The 15,603-nt window shown below is 65.7% G+C and carries 16 protein-coding genes and 3 pseudogenes; 10 read left to right on the plus strand and 9 right to left on the minus strand.

Going from position 1 to position 15,603, the window contains the following annotated elements:
• Positions 1–76: 76 nt before the first annotated feature.
• Complete coding sequence (locus A5708_RS23675) at positions 77–1,195, plus strand: glycosyltransferase (protein ID WP_065030944.1); 1,119 nt, start codon at positions 77–79, stop codon at positions 1,193–1,195.
• On the opposite strand, the gene A5708_RS23680 is transcribed toward A5708_RS23675, so the two are convergent.
• The gene (locus A5708_RS23680) at positions 1,192–1,902 is read right to left on the minus strand and encodes a TetR/AcrR family transcriptional regulator (protein WP_065030945.1); all 711 of its coding nucleotides are present in this window, start codon (positions 1,900–1,902) and stop codon (positions 1,192–1,194) included. The genes A5708_RS23675 and A5708_RS23680 overlap by 4 nt on opposite strands.
• Positions 1,886–2,362, minus strand: coding sequence for a hypothetical protein (locus tag A5708_RS23685; RefSeq protein WP_065030946.1), 477 nt, complete (start codon positions 2,360–2,362; stop codon positions 1,886–1,888). Before A5708_RS23685 ends, A5708_RS23680 begins: the two co-directional genes overlap by 17 nt.
• Before the next feature lie 143 nt (positions 2,363–2,505).
• On the opposite strand from A5708_RS23685, the gene A5708_RS23690 reads away from it, so the two are divergent.
• The 5 genes and pseudogenes from A5708_RS23690 to A5708_RS23710 all read left to right on the plus strand — a co-directional run.
• Positions 2,506–3,360 carry a sulfurtransferase gene (locus tag A5708_RS23690; protein WP_065030947.1) on the plus strand — a complete coding sequence of 285 codons (855 nt, stop codon included), beginning with the start codon at positions 2,506–2,508 and terminating at the stop codon, positions 3,358–3,360.
• Positions 3,361–3,620: 260 nt separating this feature from the next.
• Positions 3,621–4,349 (plus strand): sulfite exporter TauE/SafE family protein, encoded by a 729-nt coding sequence (locus tag A5708_RS23695; RefSeq protein ID WP_065030948.1) that lies wholly within the window; start codon positions 3,621–3,623, stop codon positions 4,347–4,349.
• Positions 4,350–4,403: 54 nt separating this feature from the next.
• Positions 4,404–5,186: an SDR family NAD(P)-dependent oxidoreductase gene (locus A5708_RS23700; protein ID WP_065030949.1), complete on the plus strand. Its 783-nt coding sequence runs from the start codon at positions 4,404–4,406 to the stop codon at positions 5,184–5,186.
• Positions 5,183–6,061: an LLM class F420-dependent oxidoreductase gene (locus tag A5708_RS23705; protein ID WP_065030950.1), complete on the plus strand. Its 879-nt coding sequence runs from the start codon at positions 5,183–5,185 to the stop codon at positions 6,059–6,061. The genes A5708_RS23700 and A5708_RS23705 overlap by 4 nt, the downstream gene beginning before the upstream one ends.
• 19 nt (positions 6,062–6,080) lie before the next feature.
• A pseudogene (locus A5708_RS23710) lies at positions 6,081–6,707 on the plus strand (hypothetical protein); the annotation flags it as partial.
• A 13-nt stretch (positions 6,708–6,720) separates the two neighbouring features.
• On the opposite strand, the gene A5708_RS23715 reads toward A5708_RS23710, so the two are convergent.
• The 3 genes and pseudogenes from A5708_RS23715 to A5708_RS23725 all read right to left on the minus strand — a co-directional run bounded on the left by A5708_RS23715 (position 6,721) and on the right by A5708_RS23725 (position 8,575).
• Complete coding sequence (locus A5708_RS23715; RefSeq protein ID WP_065030962.1) at positions 6,721–7,134, minus strand: ArsI/CadI family heavy metal resistance metalloenzyme; 414 nt, start codon at positions 7,132–7,134, stop codon at positions 6,721–6,723.
• A gap of 50 nt (positions 7,135–7,184) precedes the next feature.
• A pseudogene (arsB, locus tag A5708_RS23720) lies at positions 7,185–8,219 on the minus strand (ACR3 family arsenite efflux transporter); the annotation flags it as partial.
• Complete coding sequence (locus A5708_RS23725; protein WP_065030952.1) at positions 8,216–8,575, minus strand: ArsR/SmtB family transcription factor; 360 nt, start codon at positions 8,573–8,575, stop codon at positions 8,216–8,218. The pseudogene arsB and the gene A5708_RS23725, both read right to left, overlap by 4 nt.
• Before the next feature lie 128 nt (positions 8,576–8,703).
• Between A5708_RS23725 and A5708_RS23730 the strand changes: the two genes are divergently transcribed.
• Positions 8,704–9,231 carry a lipoprotein LpqH gene (locus tag A5708_RS23730; protein WP_065030953.1) on the plus strand — a complete coding sequence of 176 codons (528 nt, stop codon included), beginning with the start codon at positions 8,704–8,706 and terminating at the stop codon, positions 9,229–9,231.
• A gap of 42 nt (positions 9,232–9,273) precedes the next feature.
• Complete coding sequence (locus A5708_RS23735; protein WP_065030954.1) at positions 9,274–10,263, plus strand: alpha/beta fold hydrolase; 990 nt, start codon at positions 9,274–9,276, stop codon at positions 10,261–10,263.
• 10 nt (positions 10,264–10,273) lie between these two features.
• Here the strand turns inward: A5708_RS23735 and A5708_RS23740 are convergent, their stop codons facing one another.
• Together A5708_RS23740 and A5708_RS23745 are read right to left on the minus strand one after the other, a co-directional pair.
• On the minus strand, positions 10,274–11,476 hold the full coding sequence (locus A5708_RS23740; RefSeq protein ID WP_065030955.1) for a cytochrome P450: 1,203 nt from the start codon (positions 11,474–11,476) through the stop codon (positions 10,274–10,276).
• Between the two features lie 15 nt (positions 11,477–11,491).
• Positions 11,492–12,142, minus strand: a complete 651-nt coding sequence (locus A5708_RS23745) for a TetR/AcrR family transcriptional regulator (protein ID WP_065030956.1) — start codon at positions 12,140–12,142, stop codon at positions 11,492–11,494.
• 226 nt (positions 12,143–12,368) lie between these two features.
• Between A5708_RS23745 and A5708_RS23750 the strand changes: the two genes are divergently transcribed.
• Both A5708_RS23750 and A5708_RS23755 read left to right on the plus strand, forming a co-directional pair.
• Entirely contained in the window at positions 12,369–13,154 is a 786-nt protein-coding gene (locus A5708_RS23750) for a spirocyclase AveC family protein (RefSeq protein ID WP_065030957.1), read from the plus strand.
• Positions 13,155–13,166: 12 nt separating this feature from the next.
• Positions 13,167–14,279 (plus strand): ABC transporter substrate-binding protein, encoded by a 1,113-nt coding sequence (locus A5708_RS23755; RefSeq protein WP_065030958.1) that lies wholly within the window; start codon positions 13,167–13,169, stop codon positions 14,277–14,279.
• 3 nt (positions 14,280–14,282) lie between these two features.
• On the opposite strand, the gene A5708_RS23760 is transcribed toward A5708_RS23755, so the two are convergent.
• Complete coding sequence (locus A5708_RS23760; RefSeq protein WP_065030959.1) at positions 14,283–15,257, minus strand: LLM class flavin-dependent oxidoreductase; 975 nt, start codon at positions 15,255–15,257, stop codon at positions 14,283–14,285.
• A gap of 44 nt (positions 15,258–15,301) precedes the next feature.
• A pseudogene (locus A5708_RS23765) lies at positions 15,302–15,603 on the minus strand (dihydrodipicolinate reductase); the annotation flags it as partial.

Below are 15,603 nucleotides of genomic sequence, written 5' to 3' on the forward strand. Positions count from 1 at the left end.
CGAAGTTCACAGAGAGTTCAGGCACGCGTCGGTTCAGCATTGATGAGTGCACACGCGCACCGCGTGTCCTCACGTTATGCGCGTTGTACAGGTCGCCAATTTCTATGGCCCTCGCTCCGGCGGCCTCCGCACCGCGATCGACCGGCTGGGCGCGGAATATTGCGCCAGTGGGCATGAGGTCTACTTGATCGTCCCCGGCCGCTGCGCGGAGCGTACTCAGCTGCCCACCGGGGTGGTACGAATCACCTTGCCCGCTAGGCTGATTCCTTTCACCGGGGGTTACCGCGCGGTGATGCCGGGACCCGTCAAAACGCTACTGGAAGCGCTTCGGCCCGACGCGTTGGAGGTCTCTGACCGGCTCACGCTGAGGTCGCTGGGGCCTTGGGGCCGCGAATACGGCGCGCGGACCGTGATGATATCCCATGAACGCCTGGATCGACTTGTGGGACAAATACTTCCGCGCCGTCCCGCGCAGAAGTTCGCCGACGTCGCCAACAGGCGCACGGCGGCCAACTATGACACCGTGGTGTGTACGACCGGTTTCGCGCGCGAGGAATTCGATCGGATCGGTGCGGCCAACACCGTCACAGTCCCGCTCGGCGTGGACCTGCAGACGTTTCATCCCCGCCGGCACTCACATCTGGTGCGCGAGCGGTGGGCCGCGCCGCAGCAAATGCTGCTGGTTCACTGCGGCCGCCTGTCGGTCGAAAAACGCGTCGACCGCAGCATCGACGCACTGGGCGCGCTGTGTCATGCCGGCGTCGACGCTCGGTTGGTCGTGGTGGGCGAGGGGCCGATGCGGGCGAAGCTGCAGAGACAGGCCTCCCGCCTTCCGATCGACTTCACCGGCTTCATCAATGACCGGCATACCGTCGCGGGGTTGCTGGCCACGGCGGACGTGACGCTGGCACCGGGACCGCACGAGACATTCGGGCTGGCCGCGCTGGAATCACTGGCGTGCGGAACACCGGCCGTGGTGTCGCGCACGTCGGCGCTCACCGAGATCGTCACCCCGGACAGCGGCGCCTTAGCCGACAACGACCCGTTCGCCATGGCGTGGGCGGTCGGCACGATCGTCGACCGGCCCGAACAACACCGCCGGACCTCTGCACGACGCCGCGCGGAGAACTTCACCTGGGAACGGGCGGCGGCGGGCATGCTCGCGTCGTTGGGAACTGCTCAGGAAAGCGCCTAGCCCGATTCCTCTCCACCCGACGCCCCGACCATCGCTTCGACCTGTGCACGCGTCAGCGTGGTGACGCTTCCGTCCGGTAGGCCCACTGTGCGATCGACGGCAATCCCGTGCAGTCTGAAACGCGTTGCGAGAGCGTCGATCGCCCGTGCCCGCGCGGCATCGTCGCTCGCCTCGAGCACATCGAGGACGGTCGAGTTCGTGCGGGCGGCGAGTCCATAGATCATGTCGGCGACCCCTTCGGGGTCGAAGGTGTCGAAGACGCCGTCGGCGACTCCTTCGGAGATCAGGCGCGTCAACAGAGGCAAGGACAACGCCTGGTCCACGGCCAGTATTCGTGCGTACACCTGGGCGTTGTCGGGACGCAGCAATGCCACCATGGCCGCCAGCTGTTCGGGGACGCCCATCTTCATCTTGACGTCAAAACCGGCTTGCAGCATCGCATTGAGGCGATCCAGCGCATTCCCGCCGCACGCGGCGACGGCATCCTCGATGACGCTGAACGCCGCTCGCGCACTGCGCTCGGCCAGGGCGGCTATCAGCGCGTCTTTCGACGGAAACCAGTGATAGAAGGCACCTTTGGAGACGCCGGCGTCGGCGATCAACTCGTTCAGGCTGACATTGTCATAGCCACGCCGCAGAAATAGTTCGGTCGCTCTGTCCAGCAGCTCCGCCCGGCGGATATCGGGGTGCTTAACTACCCGCGGCACCCGGGCGATCCTGGGTTGTTCCTGGCACGGTCTCAGGCGTGCGGGGTTCCGGTTTCCAGCCCACGTAGGTCAGGTAAAGCCCGGCCGAGGCCAGGCCGATGAACAACACCCATATCGCCGCGTAAGCGCCCGAGCTGTAGATGGCGTTGCCGGCCGCGTCGTAGGCCATGGGAATGGTCAACAGCAACAGCCCGCGGATGAGGAAGAACCAGCCCACGACGGACACGATGATCGCCGCGAGTCCGCGCCAGTACTGGTGAAAAGCGATGATGAACAGCCCACCCATCAAGAGGATGGCGCCATATAGCCACGGCCACATCGGATTTGCCTTGAACTCGGTGAACAGCGCCTGCATATACGAGCCGCGAATCGCGACCGTCGTGGGCACGATGGTGAGATACGGGCCCATCACGCGGGCGAACATGCGTGTGCGGATCTGTGACTGCTGCGAAGTGTTCATTGCACCACCTCCATCTGCGCGGTCAGCATAACCGACCAGTGGTCGGTATGCCAGACCATTGGTCGGACAACGCTGTGCGCCCGCAGGCGGCGGTTAGCTCGCTGCGCTGATTAGGCTCGCTGGAGACCGAGAAGGAGGATCCGGTGGGAGCACGCAGTCAGGTATTGATCACCGCCACCGAGTTGACGGACGTCATCTCGGCTGGTGACCCGGTCACCATCCTGGACGTGCGGTGGAGAATCGACGCCCCCGACGGGTGGCCGGCCTATTTGGACGGGCACATTCCGGGCGCCGTCTACGTCTCGCTCGACGATGACCTGAGCGACCACACGGTCTCCGGCAAGGGCCGTCATCCGCTGCCGTCGGGGCGCAACCTGGAGACCGTCGCGCGTGGCTGGGGAATCCGGCAGGACGGGCTGGTTGTGGCGTACGACGACTGGAACCGGGCCGGTTCCGCACGAGCGTGGTGGGTGCTCACCGCGGCCGGACTGGACAACGTACGCATCCTGGACGGCGGCCTGGCCGCGTGGCGCTCGGCCGGGCACGGTCTCGAGACCGGGCCCGTCGATCCGGCACCCGGGAATGTGACTGTGCCGCAACCTGATCTGTATGCCGGAAGCCGCCGTACGCTGACGGCCGAGCGCGTCGCCGAAGACACCGTGACGCTGCTCGACGCGCGTGCACCGGAACGCTACCGCGGCGACGTCGAACCCCTCGACCCGGTCGCCGGCCACATTCCCGGCGCGAAGAATCTGCCCAGCACCTCGGTCCTGGCGGCCGACGGCACCTTCCTCGACGACGACTCAGTGGCACAACTGTTGTCCGATCGCGCTATCGAGCGTCACGACGCGGTGGGCGCCTACTGCGGCTCGGGCGTCACCGCCACGGTCACGATCGCCGCGCTCGCCGCGACGGGCCGCGACGCGGCGTTGTATCCGGGGTCGTGGTCGGAGTGGAGTTCGGATCCCGAGCATTCGGTGGAGCGGGGCGAGTCGTAAGCCGCCTTTCGCCGCGCGGCGAGTAGACCATAGGGCAGTTCTCGAAAGCGCTAGCAGATGCGCTAGCTGATCTGCGAAGCACCATATGGGTCGGAGCGCGGATCTTTGTTAGCCTGTGGTCGATAGCGCCTAGGGTTCCGACTTCACGTGCCTGGTCCGAGCGGCGCCACCGCGTCCCCCGACGGGACGCGGTCATCTGAACGGACAAAAGCCTGGAGGACCCCGGCCGGTGCGCCTCGCGCCGGCCAGAAGGTCCTTTCATGCTGGCTCTTTTCATTCTTTTTGTCATCGCGCTGGCGGCCGGGGCGCTCGGCGGACTGGTAGGCACCGGATCGTCGCTGGTGCTGCTGCCCGCGTTGGTCATGATGTATGGGCCGCGAATTGCGGTGCCCGTCATGGGCATTGCGGCGGTGATGGCCAATGTCGCGCGTGTTGCGGCCTGGTGGCGGCAGATTCGCTGGCGCCCTGTGCTCGCCTATGCGCTGCCCGGAACTCCCGCCGCCGTGCTCGGCGCCAACACCCTGCTGAGCATCCCGCAAGCTGTGGTCGATGGACTGCTCGGCGTGTTTTTTCTCGGGATGATTCCGGTGCGCAGGCTCGCGCACGCCCGGCGGTGGCGGATACGGCTCCGGCACCTCGCCATCGCGGGCGTCACCGTCGGCTTCCTCACGGGCATGGTGCTGTCGACGGGACCGCTGAGCGTTCCGATCTTCACCGGTTACGGGCTCACCGGTGGCGCCTTCCTCGGGTCCGAGGCCGCCAGCGCCTTGGTGCTCTATGTCGGCAAGATCAGCACCTTCGGGCAGTTGGGTGCGCTGAACGTCGCTGTCGTGGCCCGCGGGCTGGTCATCGGCGCCGCCTTGATGATCGGCCCCTTTGTCACGCGTTCGATCGTGCGCCGGGCCCACCCGCGTCATTACGCGATTCTGATCGACCTGGTGCTCATCGTCGCCGCGGCCGGCATGTTCATCGCCACGGCCACTTCCTGAATCAGGGTGGCGCTAGAATCTGCCCGGCATGAATCCGCCTGGGAACACGACGTTATGACCGGCCGGCTCGACGGCAAGGTCGCGATCATCACTGGGGCCAGTACCGGCCTGGGACCGGTACTGGGCTCGCTGTTCGTCCGCGAAGGCGCCAAGGTCTTGCTGGCCGCACGACGCGAAGAGCTGGTGCTCGCGGCCGCCGAGGCGGCCGGTCCCGGCGCCATCGCCATGCGCGCCGACGTGACCGACGAGAACGACGTCGCGGCCATGGTGGCGCGGGCCGTCGACGAGTTCGGCCACGTCGACATCCTCTGCAACAACGCCGCCGCCCCCGGACAGGACCGCTGGATCTGGGAGCAGACGCTGGACAACTGGAACGCCACCATCGCCATCGACGTCACCGCCGCGATGCTGTGCACCCGCGAGGTGCTCAACCAGTCGATGCTGCAGCGGCGCCGCGGCGTCATCCTGAACTTCTCCTCCACCGTCAGCTACACCGGAATGGTCCGCAAAACCCACTACGTCACCGCGAAGGCGTCACTGCGGGCGTTCACCAAGGCCGTGGCGCTCGAGGTCGGTCCGCACGGCATCCGGTGCAATTGCATTGTGCCCGGGGCCATCGACACCGAGCTGTGGCGCAAATGGGTGCAACGCACTGCGGACGAGCAGGGCGTCGACGCCGAAACGGTTCGCAAGAAGCAACTCAAAGGCGTTGCTTTGCAAGATATCTCTTCGACCCAGGATATCGCCAACCTGGCGCTGTTCCTCGCCGGCGACGAAAGCCGCACCATCACCGGCCAATCGATTCCCGTCGATGCCGGGGGGTACATGCAGGGATGAGCGGACGCGCCAAACTGTCGGTGGCCACTCCGGTGGTGACGATGTTTCCCGGAAGCAGCGGTGAGTGGGAGAAGACCGCCACCATCGACGATCTGGCCCAGATCGCTGAGGCCGCTGATCGGCTCGGCTACCACCACCTGACCTGCAGCGAGCACATCGCGCTCCCGGCGGCCGAGCGGGATCGCCGCGGTACCCGCTATTGGGATCCGCTGGCCACGTTCGGCTACCTGGCGGCCCGCACACAGCGAATTCGGTTGGCCACCAACGTGCTGGTGCTCGCCTATCACCATCCCCTCGAAATCGCCAAGCGCTACGGCACCCTGGACCAGATCAGTGGCGGGAGGCTGATTCTGGGGGTCGGCGTCGGCAGCCTCAAGGAGGAATTCGATCTCATCGGCGCACCCTTCGACGACCGTGGACCGCGCGGGGACGACGCGTTACGGGCGCTGCGCGCGTCACTGTCCGTCGACGAACCGGCCTACCACGGCGAGTTCTATTCGTTCGACGGCCTGGTCGTCGATCCTCGCGCGGTCCAGGAGCGCGTGCCCATCTGGATCGGCGGGCGGACACCGCGATCACTGCGGCGTGCCGAAACGCTGGCCGACGGCTGGGCCCCGTTCAGCGTGAGCCTGCAGCAGGCGCGGGATTGGCTGGGCCGCTTCGACCTTCATCCCGGATTCGATGTCGTCCTGCCCGCTCCCGCATTTTTGGACCCGATCGGCCAGCCGGAGCGAACCCGCGACCTGTTGGGCGAGACGACCGCTCACGGCGCGACCATCGTCAGCGCCGCCTTTCGCCACACCTCGCTGCAGCATTACCTGGAGAACCTGCAGGCGCTGGCCGAGCTCCATCCCCCCGCCGGCGGTCCAGCGTGATCCGCGTCAGGGCAGGCATTTTCAGCTGCCGGGCATTGTGCACGGGCTACGCTGGATCGCCGACGGCGATTACCCCGACCACCGCCTGGCCGCCGACGGCCCCCTAGGTGAAATCGGCAATGCGGTGCACTACCTGGTCGGCGATCCCGTCGAGAAGACCTTCGACGACTTCGTCACCCTGGGCCGCGCCTTACGCGACAACGGCCGCTTCCCGGTCGTGCGGCCGTCGCTGCAAGTGGCCGGCCTGCGCCTGCTGCAGTGGCAATCCTCGCCGCACGCCCTCATCTCGCCGGAGGTGGTGCCGTTTCGGCCGCACCGCGGCATCGTGCTGATCGTCGAAGAACCCGCCGACGGCCGGCCGGACGACTGGCTGCGATGGTTGCATGCCGAGCATTACCCGGCCCTGCTCGCGACGCCGGGCACGGCCGGCGCGTGGACATTCGGTTCCAGCGCCGGGTGGAGTCACCTCCCCCGCGGCTGGCGAACCGATCACCAGTACATCACCGTCGTCTACCTCGACGAGGATCCGTTGACGACCATGGGCGCGCTGGCACCCATCATCGAACAGCGTTGGCTTTCAAGCGCGGTGCGGCCGGTATTCGCCGGCCCGCTGCGCAGCATGATCGGTTGGGAAGCCTGGCCGTAACCGCGTACGCCACCTAGGAAGCGCAGCAGGTGGACTCCGATTGGTCTTCGGGTCCGAACGTCTCGGAATCGGCCTTCACCGTGTAGATCTCCCAACGTTCACCGCCCGGACCGCTCACCCAGACTTTGTCCTGGGTGGCGAAGCAACATCTCGTGTCGATCTCTTCGTCGGTCAGCAAGCCCACCCCGGCGAGCCGTCGGCTTTCGTCGCCCACGGTGTCGCTGGAGGCAACCTCGACGCCGAGGTGGTTGAGGGTGCCGCCGTGACCGGGGTTCTCCAGCAACGCCAATTTCAGTGGCGGCTCGTCGACGACGAAGTTGGCGTAGCCGGGCTTGACTTTGGCCGGCTCGACATGGAAAAGCTTGGTGTAGAACGCAATTGCCTCGTCCAGGTTGTCGACGTTGAGTGCGAGTTGAAGACGCGACATGATTACCTTCCTTTCGCCGCCCATTCGGGAGCCTTTTCAAACAGCACCGGTCGCAGGGCCAGCGAAACGTAGACCAGTGCGACCAGGATCGGGACTTCGATCAGCGGCCCGACCACACCGGCCAGCGCCTGGCCGGACGCGGCGCCGTAGGTGACGATCGCCACCGCGATCGCGAGTTCAAAGTTGTTGCCGGCGGCGGTGAATGCCAGGGTGGTGGTGCGGGCGTATCCAAGTCGCAGCAAGACCCCCAGCCCGTATCCCCCGGCCCACATGATCGCGAAATACACCAGGAGTGGCAGTGCGATTCGCGCGACGTCCCAAGGCCGGGAGGTGATCTGGTGACCTTGTAGCGCGAAGAGGATGACGATGGTGAACAGCAGACCGTACAGCGCCCACGGCCCGATCCGGGGCAGGAAATGACTCTCGTACCAGCCGCGGCCTCTGGCGCGCTCACCGAGACGCCGCGACAGGTATCCGGCCAGCAGCGGGATGCCCAGGAAGATGAGCACGGATTTCGCTATCTGCCAGGCGGATACGTCGATACCGGTGGTGCTCAGCCCCAGCCACCCGGGCAGCACCGACAGGTAGAACCAGCCGAGGGCGGCGAACATGACGACCTGAAAGATGGAATTCAGCGCGACCAGTACCGCGGCGGCCTCGCGGTCCCCGCACGCAAGGTCATTCCAGATGATGACCATGGCGATGCAGCGCGCCAAGCCGACGATGATCAGCCCGGTGCGGTATTCCGGCAGATCCGGCAGCATCAGCCAGGCCAGGGCGAACATCACGGCGGGGCCGACCAGCCAGTTCAGCACCACCGACGCGACCATGAGCTTGCGGTCACTTGTGACGCTGTCGAGCTGGTCGTAGCGCACCTTGGCCAGCACCGGGTACATCATCACCAGCAGCCCGATCGCGATGGGCAACGAGATGCCGTCGACCTCAACGGCGCTGACCGCCCGCCCCAGGCCGGGGACCAAGCGGCCGAGCAGCAGCCCCGCGACCATGGCTATCGCGATCCATCCCGGCAGGAACCGATCCAACGTCGAAAGTCGGGCGCCCACGGCCGTATCGATCGAGTTCATGACCCACAGTCCGCGGTAACCCGCGCGTCGACACTCAACACCGACGAAAGTTGTTGCAATGCAGCGGGAACCACCCAGTAGTAGACCCATGTGCCGCGTCTTTCACAATTCAACAGCCCGGCCGACCGTAGCGTCTTCAGATGGTGGGAGATCGTCGGCTGTGACACGTCGAACGTCTCAGAGATCTCGCAGACACAGGCCTGGCCCCCGGCATGGCTGGCGACCAGGCTCAACAGTCGCAGCCGCACCGGATCGCTGAGCGCCTTGAACATCGCGGCCAGCTCAGCGGCTTGCGGCTCGGCCAACGCGGCCGCTCCCAGTGCCGGGCAACACTCCGTCGACGGCTGTTTCGACATCCATCTATATAAACATGTATCGAATCACTCCGCCAGCGGTGATGTTTATCCGGTACTCCGGTCCTAGTCAGGCGGGGGAAACGAACGCGACCTATAGTCCTCCTGACGACCTAGTCCAAGGGGGTGCCATGACCAATCGCGGCAATCGCCGCAGCCAGCGGTGGGTCGTTCGCGCGGCCGCCATGCTCGGCCTGGTTGCATTGGGGTCCGGCCTGCCGGCCTGTTCCAGCAGGGGAGATCGCCCCGCCGCGGCCCCGAGTTCGGGCCCGCCGTTGGCAAGCACGACCGTCATGATCGATGGGAACAAGCACACGATGATCGCCGCGGTGGACTGCACCCGATCGGCGGCGCAGCCGAGCGCCTCTCCCCCCGAATCGGGCGACCTCACCACGCGGATCAGCGTGCGCGACGATTCCGCATCGATTTCGCTGGCCGTCTCCGATGAGCAGCCGCCAAACATCGACGGCTTCGCCATTTCGCTCAAGCTGGACAGCGGCCTGTACCAATTGCCTTATCAGGGAACCAAATCACCGAATCAGGTCCAAGCGACCAAGGACGGCAAAAGCTACACGGTCACCGGGACCGGCCAGGCCACCACGCCCGGCCAAAGCGGCTTGCGGGATGTGACTTTCGGAATCCACGTGACGTGCCCGTAAGCGCGTATTGTCTGCCGCGACCGGCTCTGCGATGCTGACAGCTTGGACATCTTTGCGCAGTGGCAAGACGGCGGCACCGGGCTTCGTTGGCGTTCGACGACCGCCGCCAACGAGGGCCAGGAAGTTGCCGTGTTCAGCCGCCGGTGCGGCACTCCCGGTATGCCCGCATTGGTCTTGGTGCACGGCTTTCCCACCAGCAGCATCGACTATTTCGGCTTGGTGGCTGAACTGAGCGCGGAGTTCGACATTTACCTGCTGGACTTTCCCGGCTACGGACTCTCCGACAAACCTCCCGAGCCCTACGTGTACTCGCTCTACGACGACGCGCGCCTGCTCATCCACGCGATCACCGAGGTGTGGGGGCTCACCCAATATCGCATGCTCACCCACGACCGCGGGAGCAGCGTCGGCATGATCGCAGTGGGCATGCTGGCCGCGCAAGACCCGCCGGCCGCACCCGTCGACCTGATTTTGACCAACGCCAACATCTACCTTCCGCTGTCCAACCTCACCGCCTTTCAGACCGCGTTGCTCGACCCCGCGACCGCGCGGGCCACCGCAGCGGCCGCGACGCCGGAGATGCTGGCGGCCGGCATGGGCGCGAGCACGTTCATGCCGCGACGCACGCTGGAGGATCCGGAGATCGCCGCGCTGGCCAAATGCTTTGCCCACAACGACGGCGTCCGCGTGCTGCCCGACACCATCCAATACCTGCATGAGCGGGCGGCCGACGAAACCGGTTGGCTGGAAGCGCTTTCGACGAGCCACGTCAACACGACGCTGGTGTGGGGCGTCCACGACAACGTCTCGCCGGTGCGGGTACCCAACTACGTCTGGCAGACGTATCTGAAGCACAAGCCGGGTCGCAACCGCTACTGGGTGGTGCCCGGCGCCGACCACTACCTGCAGTGCGACGCCCCCGGACAATTAGCCCAGATCGTTCGCCTCACCGCCAAGGGCGATGATATTCCGTTGCAGACGTTGGGAAATCAACCCGACGGCGCGGTCCTGGTGGACCAGAGCGGCCCCTAGCCGCCTCGACCTATGGCGTAACGACAGGAAGACGCGCCCAGCCGCGCACGCTCGCGGTATGCGCCCGTTGGGCGTTCGCGTAGTCGACCTCCCAGTCGGGCCAGCGCTTCAACACTTCTTCGAAAGCCACCCGCGCTTCGAGCCGCGCCAGCGCCGAGCCCAGGCAGAAATGCAGGCCCTGCCCGAAGCTGAGATGGCTTCCGCGGCGGTGGATGTCGTAGCGATCCGGATCCGGGAAGTGGCTTTCGTCCCGGTTGGCCGAGGCGTTCAGCAGCAGCATGAACGATCCCTCCGGCACCTTGCGGCCATAGTGCTCGGCATCGCGCGCGACGTAGCGGGCCTGCACTGGTGACGGCGGCTCGTACCGCAGCGTCTCCTCGATCGCGCCGGGGATCAGCGACGGGTCCGCGGCGAGTTCGCGGCGCTGGTCCGGGTGATCCGACAACAGTTGGCCCATGAAACCGATTAAGCGAGCGGTGGTTTCGTTGCCCGCTCCGGCGATCATCGCGGTGTAGGCCAGCACCTCGGTCCGCGTCAACGGCCGCCGCGTGCCGTCCGGCTCGTCGATCTCGGCCCGCAACAGTTCGGTCATCAGGTCGTCGGAGGGGTTACTGGCCCGCCACTCGATGTACTCGGCGAACAACGCGATGGAATTCGCGAACACACTCGCATCGACCGCGGCGGGGTCGCTGTCCTTGGTCATTTCGATGTTGGCGACGCTTTGATCCCGGATCTTCTCCTGATCCGCCTCGGGAATGCCCAAGAGGTATCCGATGGTGCGCATCGGCATCATCGCGCCGAGGTCCGCGATGAAATCGAAGCCGCTCCCGCCGACCAGTGGGTCGAGCTCGCGGACACAGAAGCCGCGCACCAGGTCCTCGACCGCCAGCATGCGCCGCGGCGTGAAGACGCGGGACAGCAGCTTGCGGTGCAGGTCGTGCAGCGGCGGGTCCTCGAAGAGCAGAATGCCCGGCGGCACTTCGATGTTCGCGAAGAGGATGTCGGCGGTGGTGCCCTTGCCGGAGCGGTAGGTCTCCCAGTTCGGCAGTTCGCGCACCACGTCGTCGTATCGGCTCAGCGCGTAGAAGTTGTACTTTTCGTTGTAGTACAGCGGCGCTTCTTCGCGCATCCGCTTCCACACCGGGTATGGGTTCGAGTCGATCTCGACATCGAATGGGTCGTAATACAACTCGACGGCGCTGGGGCTTGCCATGGTCGGATCCCTATCTCAGTCGTTGCGGTGCAAGAAGCCGTGCAGGAGTGCTTGGACGAGTTCCTCAACGATCACCTCTCGCGGCGGCGGTTCGTTCCCGAAGTAGGTCGAGCGCAGGGCGGCCATGCCGGCGATCATTGACACCGTCGAGTGGGCAGGCAGGTCAGGGTGATCGGACCGCAGCCCGCGCAATTGCATGCCTTCAACGCTGATTTGGCCCAGCACCGTGACCGCGCGGCGGATCTCGGCGATGCCGGCGTCGGCCTTCTCCTCGTCGCTGAGACTCTCGGCGGCCATCAGGGTCAACAACAGACCTTTGTGTTCGACGAACACGTCATAGAGCTTCGAGACGAACAGCCGAGTCAACTCCTGCTCGTCGGTCTCCTCGGGGACCACCGACTGCCAGGTCTGGCCGAATTCGTCGACGAAGCTCACGAAGGGAACGACGAGCGCCTCGCGGAACAGCGCGGCCTTCGAACCGAAGTTGCGGAACAGCAGGTGTTCGGTGACGCCTGCGGCCTGCGCGATTTCGCGCGTGGTGGTGCTGCGATAGTCCTGACCGGCGAACAGCTCCCGGGCGGCGTCGAGCAGCAGCCGGCGCGGTTCGCCACGCGGCCGACGCGCCACCGCCGTCGGCGTCGGCTGCTTAAGCGCTCGTTGGGGCACCGATCTCCACTCCTCCGGACTGCCTCTGGTCGGCCGTGTTGGGGATAGTATCCGCTATCTCCATAGGATAGTATCCACTACCTTAAAGGCGAAACCATCGGAAGGGTGACACCATGGGCGCTGTCATCATGCTCGGCACGCTGTTCGGGCTGATCGTCCTGATATTCGGGCTGGTACTCCGCTTCGATCCCGAGGCGCGGCGCGCGCCGAGCGACGAGGGCCGCCAGTGAACACCCAAATGACGCCGGCGATGGCCGGGGCTATGTACTTTGCCTTGGTCACTGGCATCGCGTTCCTCGCAATAGGGATCTACCTGAGCTACCGTCGCCGACGCGTCCACCCTCTGCTGCTCCTCAGCATCTCGGCGATCTCGTTCTCGTGGATCGAGTCGCCTTACGACTGGGCGATGTACGCACAGTTTCCGCCCGCTCTGCCCCGCATGCCTGCCTGGTGGCCGTTGAACGTCACATGGGGTGGATTGCCCTCGTCAGTTCCCATCGGGTACATCTCCTACTTTGCGATCCCCGCACTGATCGGAGCCGCCCTCGGACGATGGCTGACTGCAGAGTTCGGATGGCGCAGGCCAATCACTCTTCTCACAGTCGGCCTCGCCGTCGGATTTTGCTGGGCTTTCGTGTTCAACGCCGTCACAGGAGCTCAATTCGGCAACTTCTACTACGGCTACGTGATTCCCGGCCTCGCGATCTTCGAGGGGACCAAGCACCAGTACCCGCTTTACGACTCCCTCGCCATGGGCATCCAGATGATGGTCTTCACCTACCTTCTGGGACGGACAGATTCAGAAAAACGGAATGTCATCGAGGCGTGGGCTGAGAAGAGAGTGGGAAGTCGCCTGCAGGCGTCGGCGCTGTCCATCGTCGTCGTTGTCGTGATGGGAAACCTGCTCTATGCCGCGGTCTTTGCGCCGCACCTCATTACGAAGCTGGGCGGCTACGTCACCGCGGGGCCAACGGAGCAGCTGTACCCCGGCGTCCCCAACCAACCCAAATAAGGCCGCGATCACATGGGTTACGAGAGCACCGCCGAGCCGATCAAGATCGGCTACCTGATGGACTTCCTACTGCCGGAGGGCTTTCCGCAAACATATTTCGAGGACCTGACGCGACCCTTCGATCTGGTCTTCAAGAAGGGCGTCGAGCAGGGGCTGATCGATCGGCCGATCGAAATCATCTACCGCGAAGTCGAGGGCCTGCCCAAGGGATCGGTCAAGGCGGTCATCGACGCCTACGGCGAGCTGTGCGACGAGGGCTGCCTCGCCGTCTTCGGCCCGAATATCGGTGACAACGTGATCCCGACCCGAGAAGCCATCGACGAGCGCTTCAAGGTCCCCTGCGTCAGCGTGACCGGATCCGACGTCGCGCTCAGTGAATGGGTTTTCGCCTTTCCGATGGGCTCACACACCGACGAGCCCATCTTCTGGTCCGACCTGCTGGCTAAAGGCGGTCACACCGAGGTCGGCGTGCTGATCGAGCAATCCCTGGTCGGCGAGGCGTATCTGAAGAATCTCCGGGATGCGTGCCGGCGCAAAGGTATTCGCATCGTGGCCGAGGCATCGATCGCCCAGACCGCCGGGGACGTGACGGCCGCGGTCCAGGCGCTGCACGACGCCAAGGCGCAAGCGATCGTGCACTGCGGCTTCGGCTTCGGGATCGTGTTCGTCAACCCGGCGCTCGAGGCGCTGGGTTGGGATCCGCCCCGGTTCTGCGGTACCGCCTTCCAGAACGCCTGGCTCAACCCCGTCATGTGGAACGCCTTCATGGGCTGGACCGGCGTCGACCAGTACGACGAGGGCAACACGATCGGGCAAAAATTCCTCGACGAGTACAACAAGGCCTACAACCGGCGACCGGAATGGTGTGTGCCGGTGGTGAATCGAGACGTCGCGCACACGCTGCTGCGCGCGCTCGCCGACGCCCACCCGCTGAGCCCGCGCGGCGTGAAAGAGGCGCTCGAACGCGTCAAGATGATGCCGGCCGCATCCGGCGCCCCGGGAACACGGGTGTCGTTCGGCAACTGGTCTCGCCGCGCCTGGATGGGGGCGGGCTATTTGGTGGCGCGGCGACTCGACCCCGACGGCGTCAACTCGCACCTCGTCGATCGGTTCGGCGAGGAGTAGCGGTCAGCCGAGCGCCTCGGGCAGCACCACTTCGCCCACGCGCTTGAGGTACGGCCACGCGATCTCGGGCGGCAGCCCACCGCACAGCGGCGACAGGTTGAGCACCTGGCCGGCCTTCACCCGCGAAATCGCTTCGGGCACCGAGATGATCACGTGCGACGTCCCCGTCTCCCGCAGCTCGTCGATGGTGTTGACGTGGCTGAATCCCGCCGTTGTCTCATCCCCCGGATTCCACGCGGCGTAGGTGCGCACGTCGTGCAGCAGGTGCTCGCCGATCTCTTTCCACGCCTGGTCCACGTCCTCGGCGACGAACACGACGGAGGGCGTGTTGCGGTCGGGAAACATCGTCGGCCCGGGCGTATGCCCGTGCTCGCGGCACGCCTCCTCGTAGGCCTCCTGCATGCCCGGCGCGTTGGCATTGCCCAGCATGCCCAGGCCATACCGGCCGGCCCGGCGGGCCGCCGCGACCGTGCCGCCACCCCACATCAGTCCCGGCCCGCCGGGAGTCAGCGGTCGGGGCGTCACAGTGATCCGCCGGCCGTCCTCGACGACGGTTTCGCCGGCAAGCAGTCGCCGCAGCAGCGCGAGTTTCTCGTCGCAGACGCGACCGCGCTTCTTGATCGGCAAGCCGAAGTGCTCGAACTCCTCGGGGCGGTAGCCCAGCGCCAGGATGTAGGACGCCCGCCCGTTGCTGATGATGTCGAGCACCGCCATGTCCTCGGCGAGACGCACGGTTTCGTAGAACGGCAGGATCAGGATCAGGCTCAGCGCCAGCCGCTGCGTCCGCGCGGCCACCGCCGAGGCCAGCAAGAACGGCGACGGCAGGTAGCCGTCCTCGGAGCCGTGGTGTTCGCAGAGGACGGCGGCCAGACCGCCGTGTTCCTCGGCCCACGCGGACATTTCGGGCGCCGCGGCGTACAGATCGGCTGGGGGCGCGGCCCATTCGGGATCGCGCATGTCGAAGCGCAGTGTGTACACGGCGGACTCCTAGTGGCCTGAACTTTGGGACGTACGTTACACGTTCAGTCGAAGGCGTAACGCGGCAGCGTGGTAGAGAGGTCCAGCGAGCTGAGCAGTCCCGGGGGCGCGTCGACGACGTACGGGATCGCATTGACGACGCGCATCGCCGTGGACGCCATCGCGGCTCGACCCGCCCCATGACCCGCACTTTCGCCCAGCGTCATCTCGCAGTGGATGTCGGGATCTCCCTCGATGTCGACCCGATAGGTGGCGTCACAGTCCGAGGCGGGCCAATCGGGTGCGACGTCGCGGGCCATTCGGATGACGTGCTCGATCACGATGGCCTCGCGGCCATTCACCACTC

It is taken from the genome of Mycobacterium colombiense (assembly GCF_001672755.1).
Classification (GTDB): Bacteria; Actinomycetota; Actinomycetes; order Mycobacteriales; family Mycobacteriaceae; genus Mycobacterium; species Mycobacterium colombiense_C.

Coding starts and splice junctions, on each gene's coding strand:
- A5708_RS23695 (WP_065030948.1), top strand. CDS start 3,621: ATGCTGGCTCTTTTCATTCTTTTTGTCATCGCGCTGGCGGCCGGGGCG.
- A5708_RS23675 (WP_065030944.1), top strand. CDS start 77: ATGCGCGTTGTACAGGTCGCCAATTTCTATGGCCCTCGCTCCGGCGGC.
- A5708_RS23685 (WP_065030946.1), bottom strand. CDS start 2,362: ATGAACACTTCGCAGCAGTCACAGATCCGCACACGCATGTTCGCCCGC.
- A5708_RS23705 (WP_065030950.1), top strand. CDS start 5,183: ATGAGCGGACGCGCCAAACTGTCGGTGGCCACTCCGGTGGTGACGATG.
- A5708_RS23715 (WP_065030962.1), bottom strand. CDS start 7,134: ATGTCGCGTCTTCAACTCGCACTCAACGTCGACAACCTGGACGAGGCA.
- A5708_RS23740 (WP_065030955.1), bottom strand. CDS start 11,476: ATGGCAAGCCCCAGCGCCGTCGAGTTGTATTACGACCCATTCGATGTC.
- A5708_RS23755 (WP_065030958.1), top strand. CDS start 13,167: ATGGGTTACGAGAGCACCGCCGAGCCGATCAAGATCGGCTACCTGATG.
- A5708_RS23730 (WP_065030953.1), top strand. CDS start 8,704: ATGACCAATCGCGGCAATCGCCGCAGCCAGCGGTGGGTCGTTCGCGCG.
- A5708_RS23725 (WP_065030952.1), bottom strand. CDS start 8,575: ATGTCGAAACAGCCGTCGACGGAGTGTTGCCCGGCACTGGGAGCGGCC.
- A5708_RS23700 (WP_065030949.1), top strand. CDS start 4,404: ATGACCGGCCGGCTCGACGGCAAGGTCGCGATCATCACTGGGGCCAGT.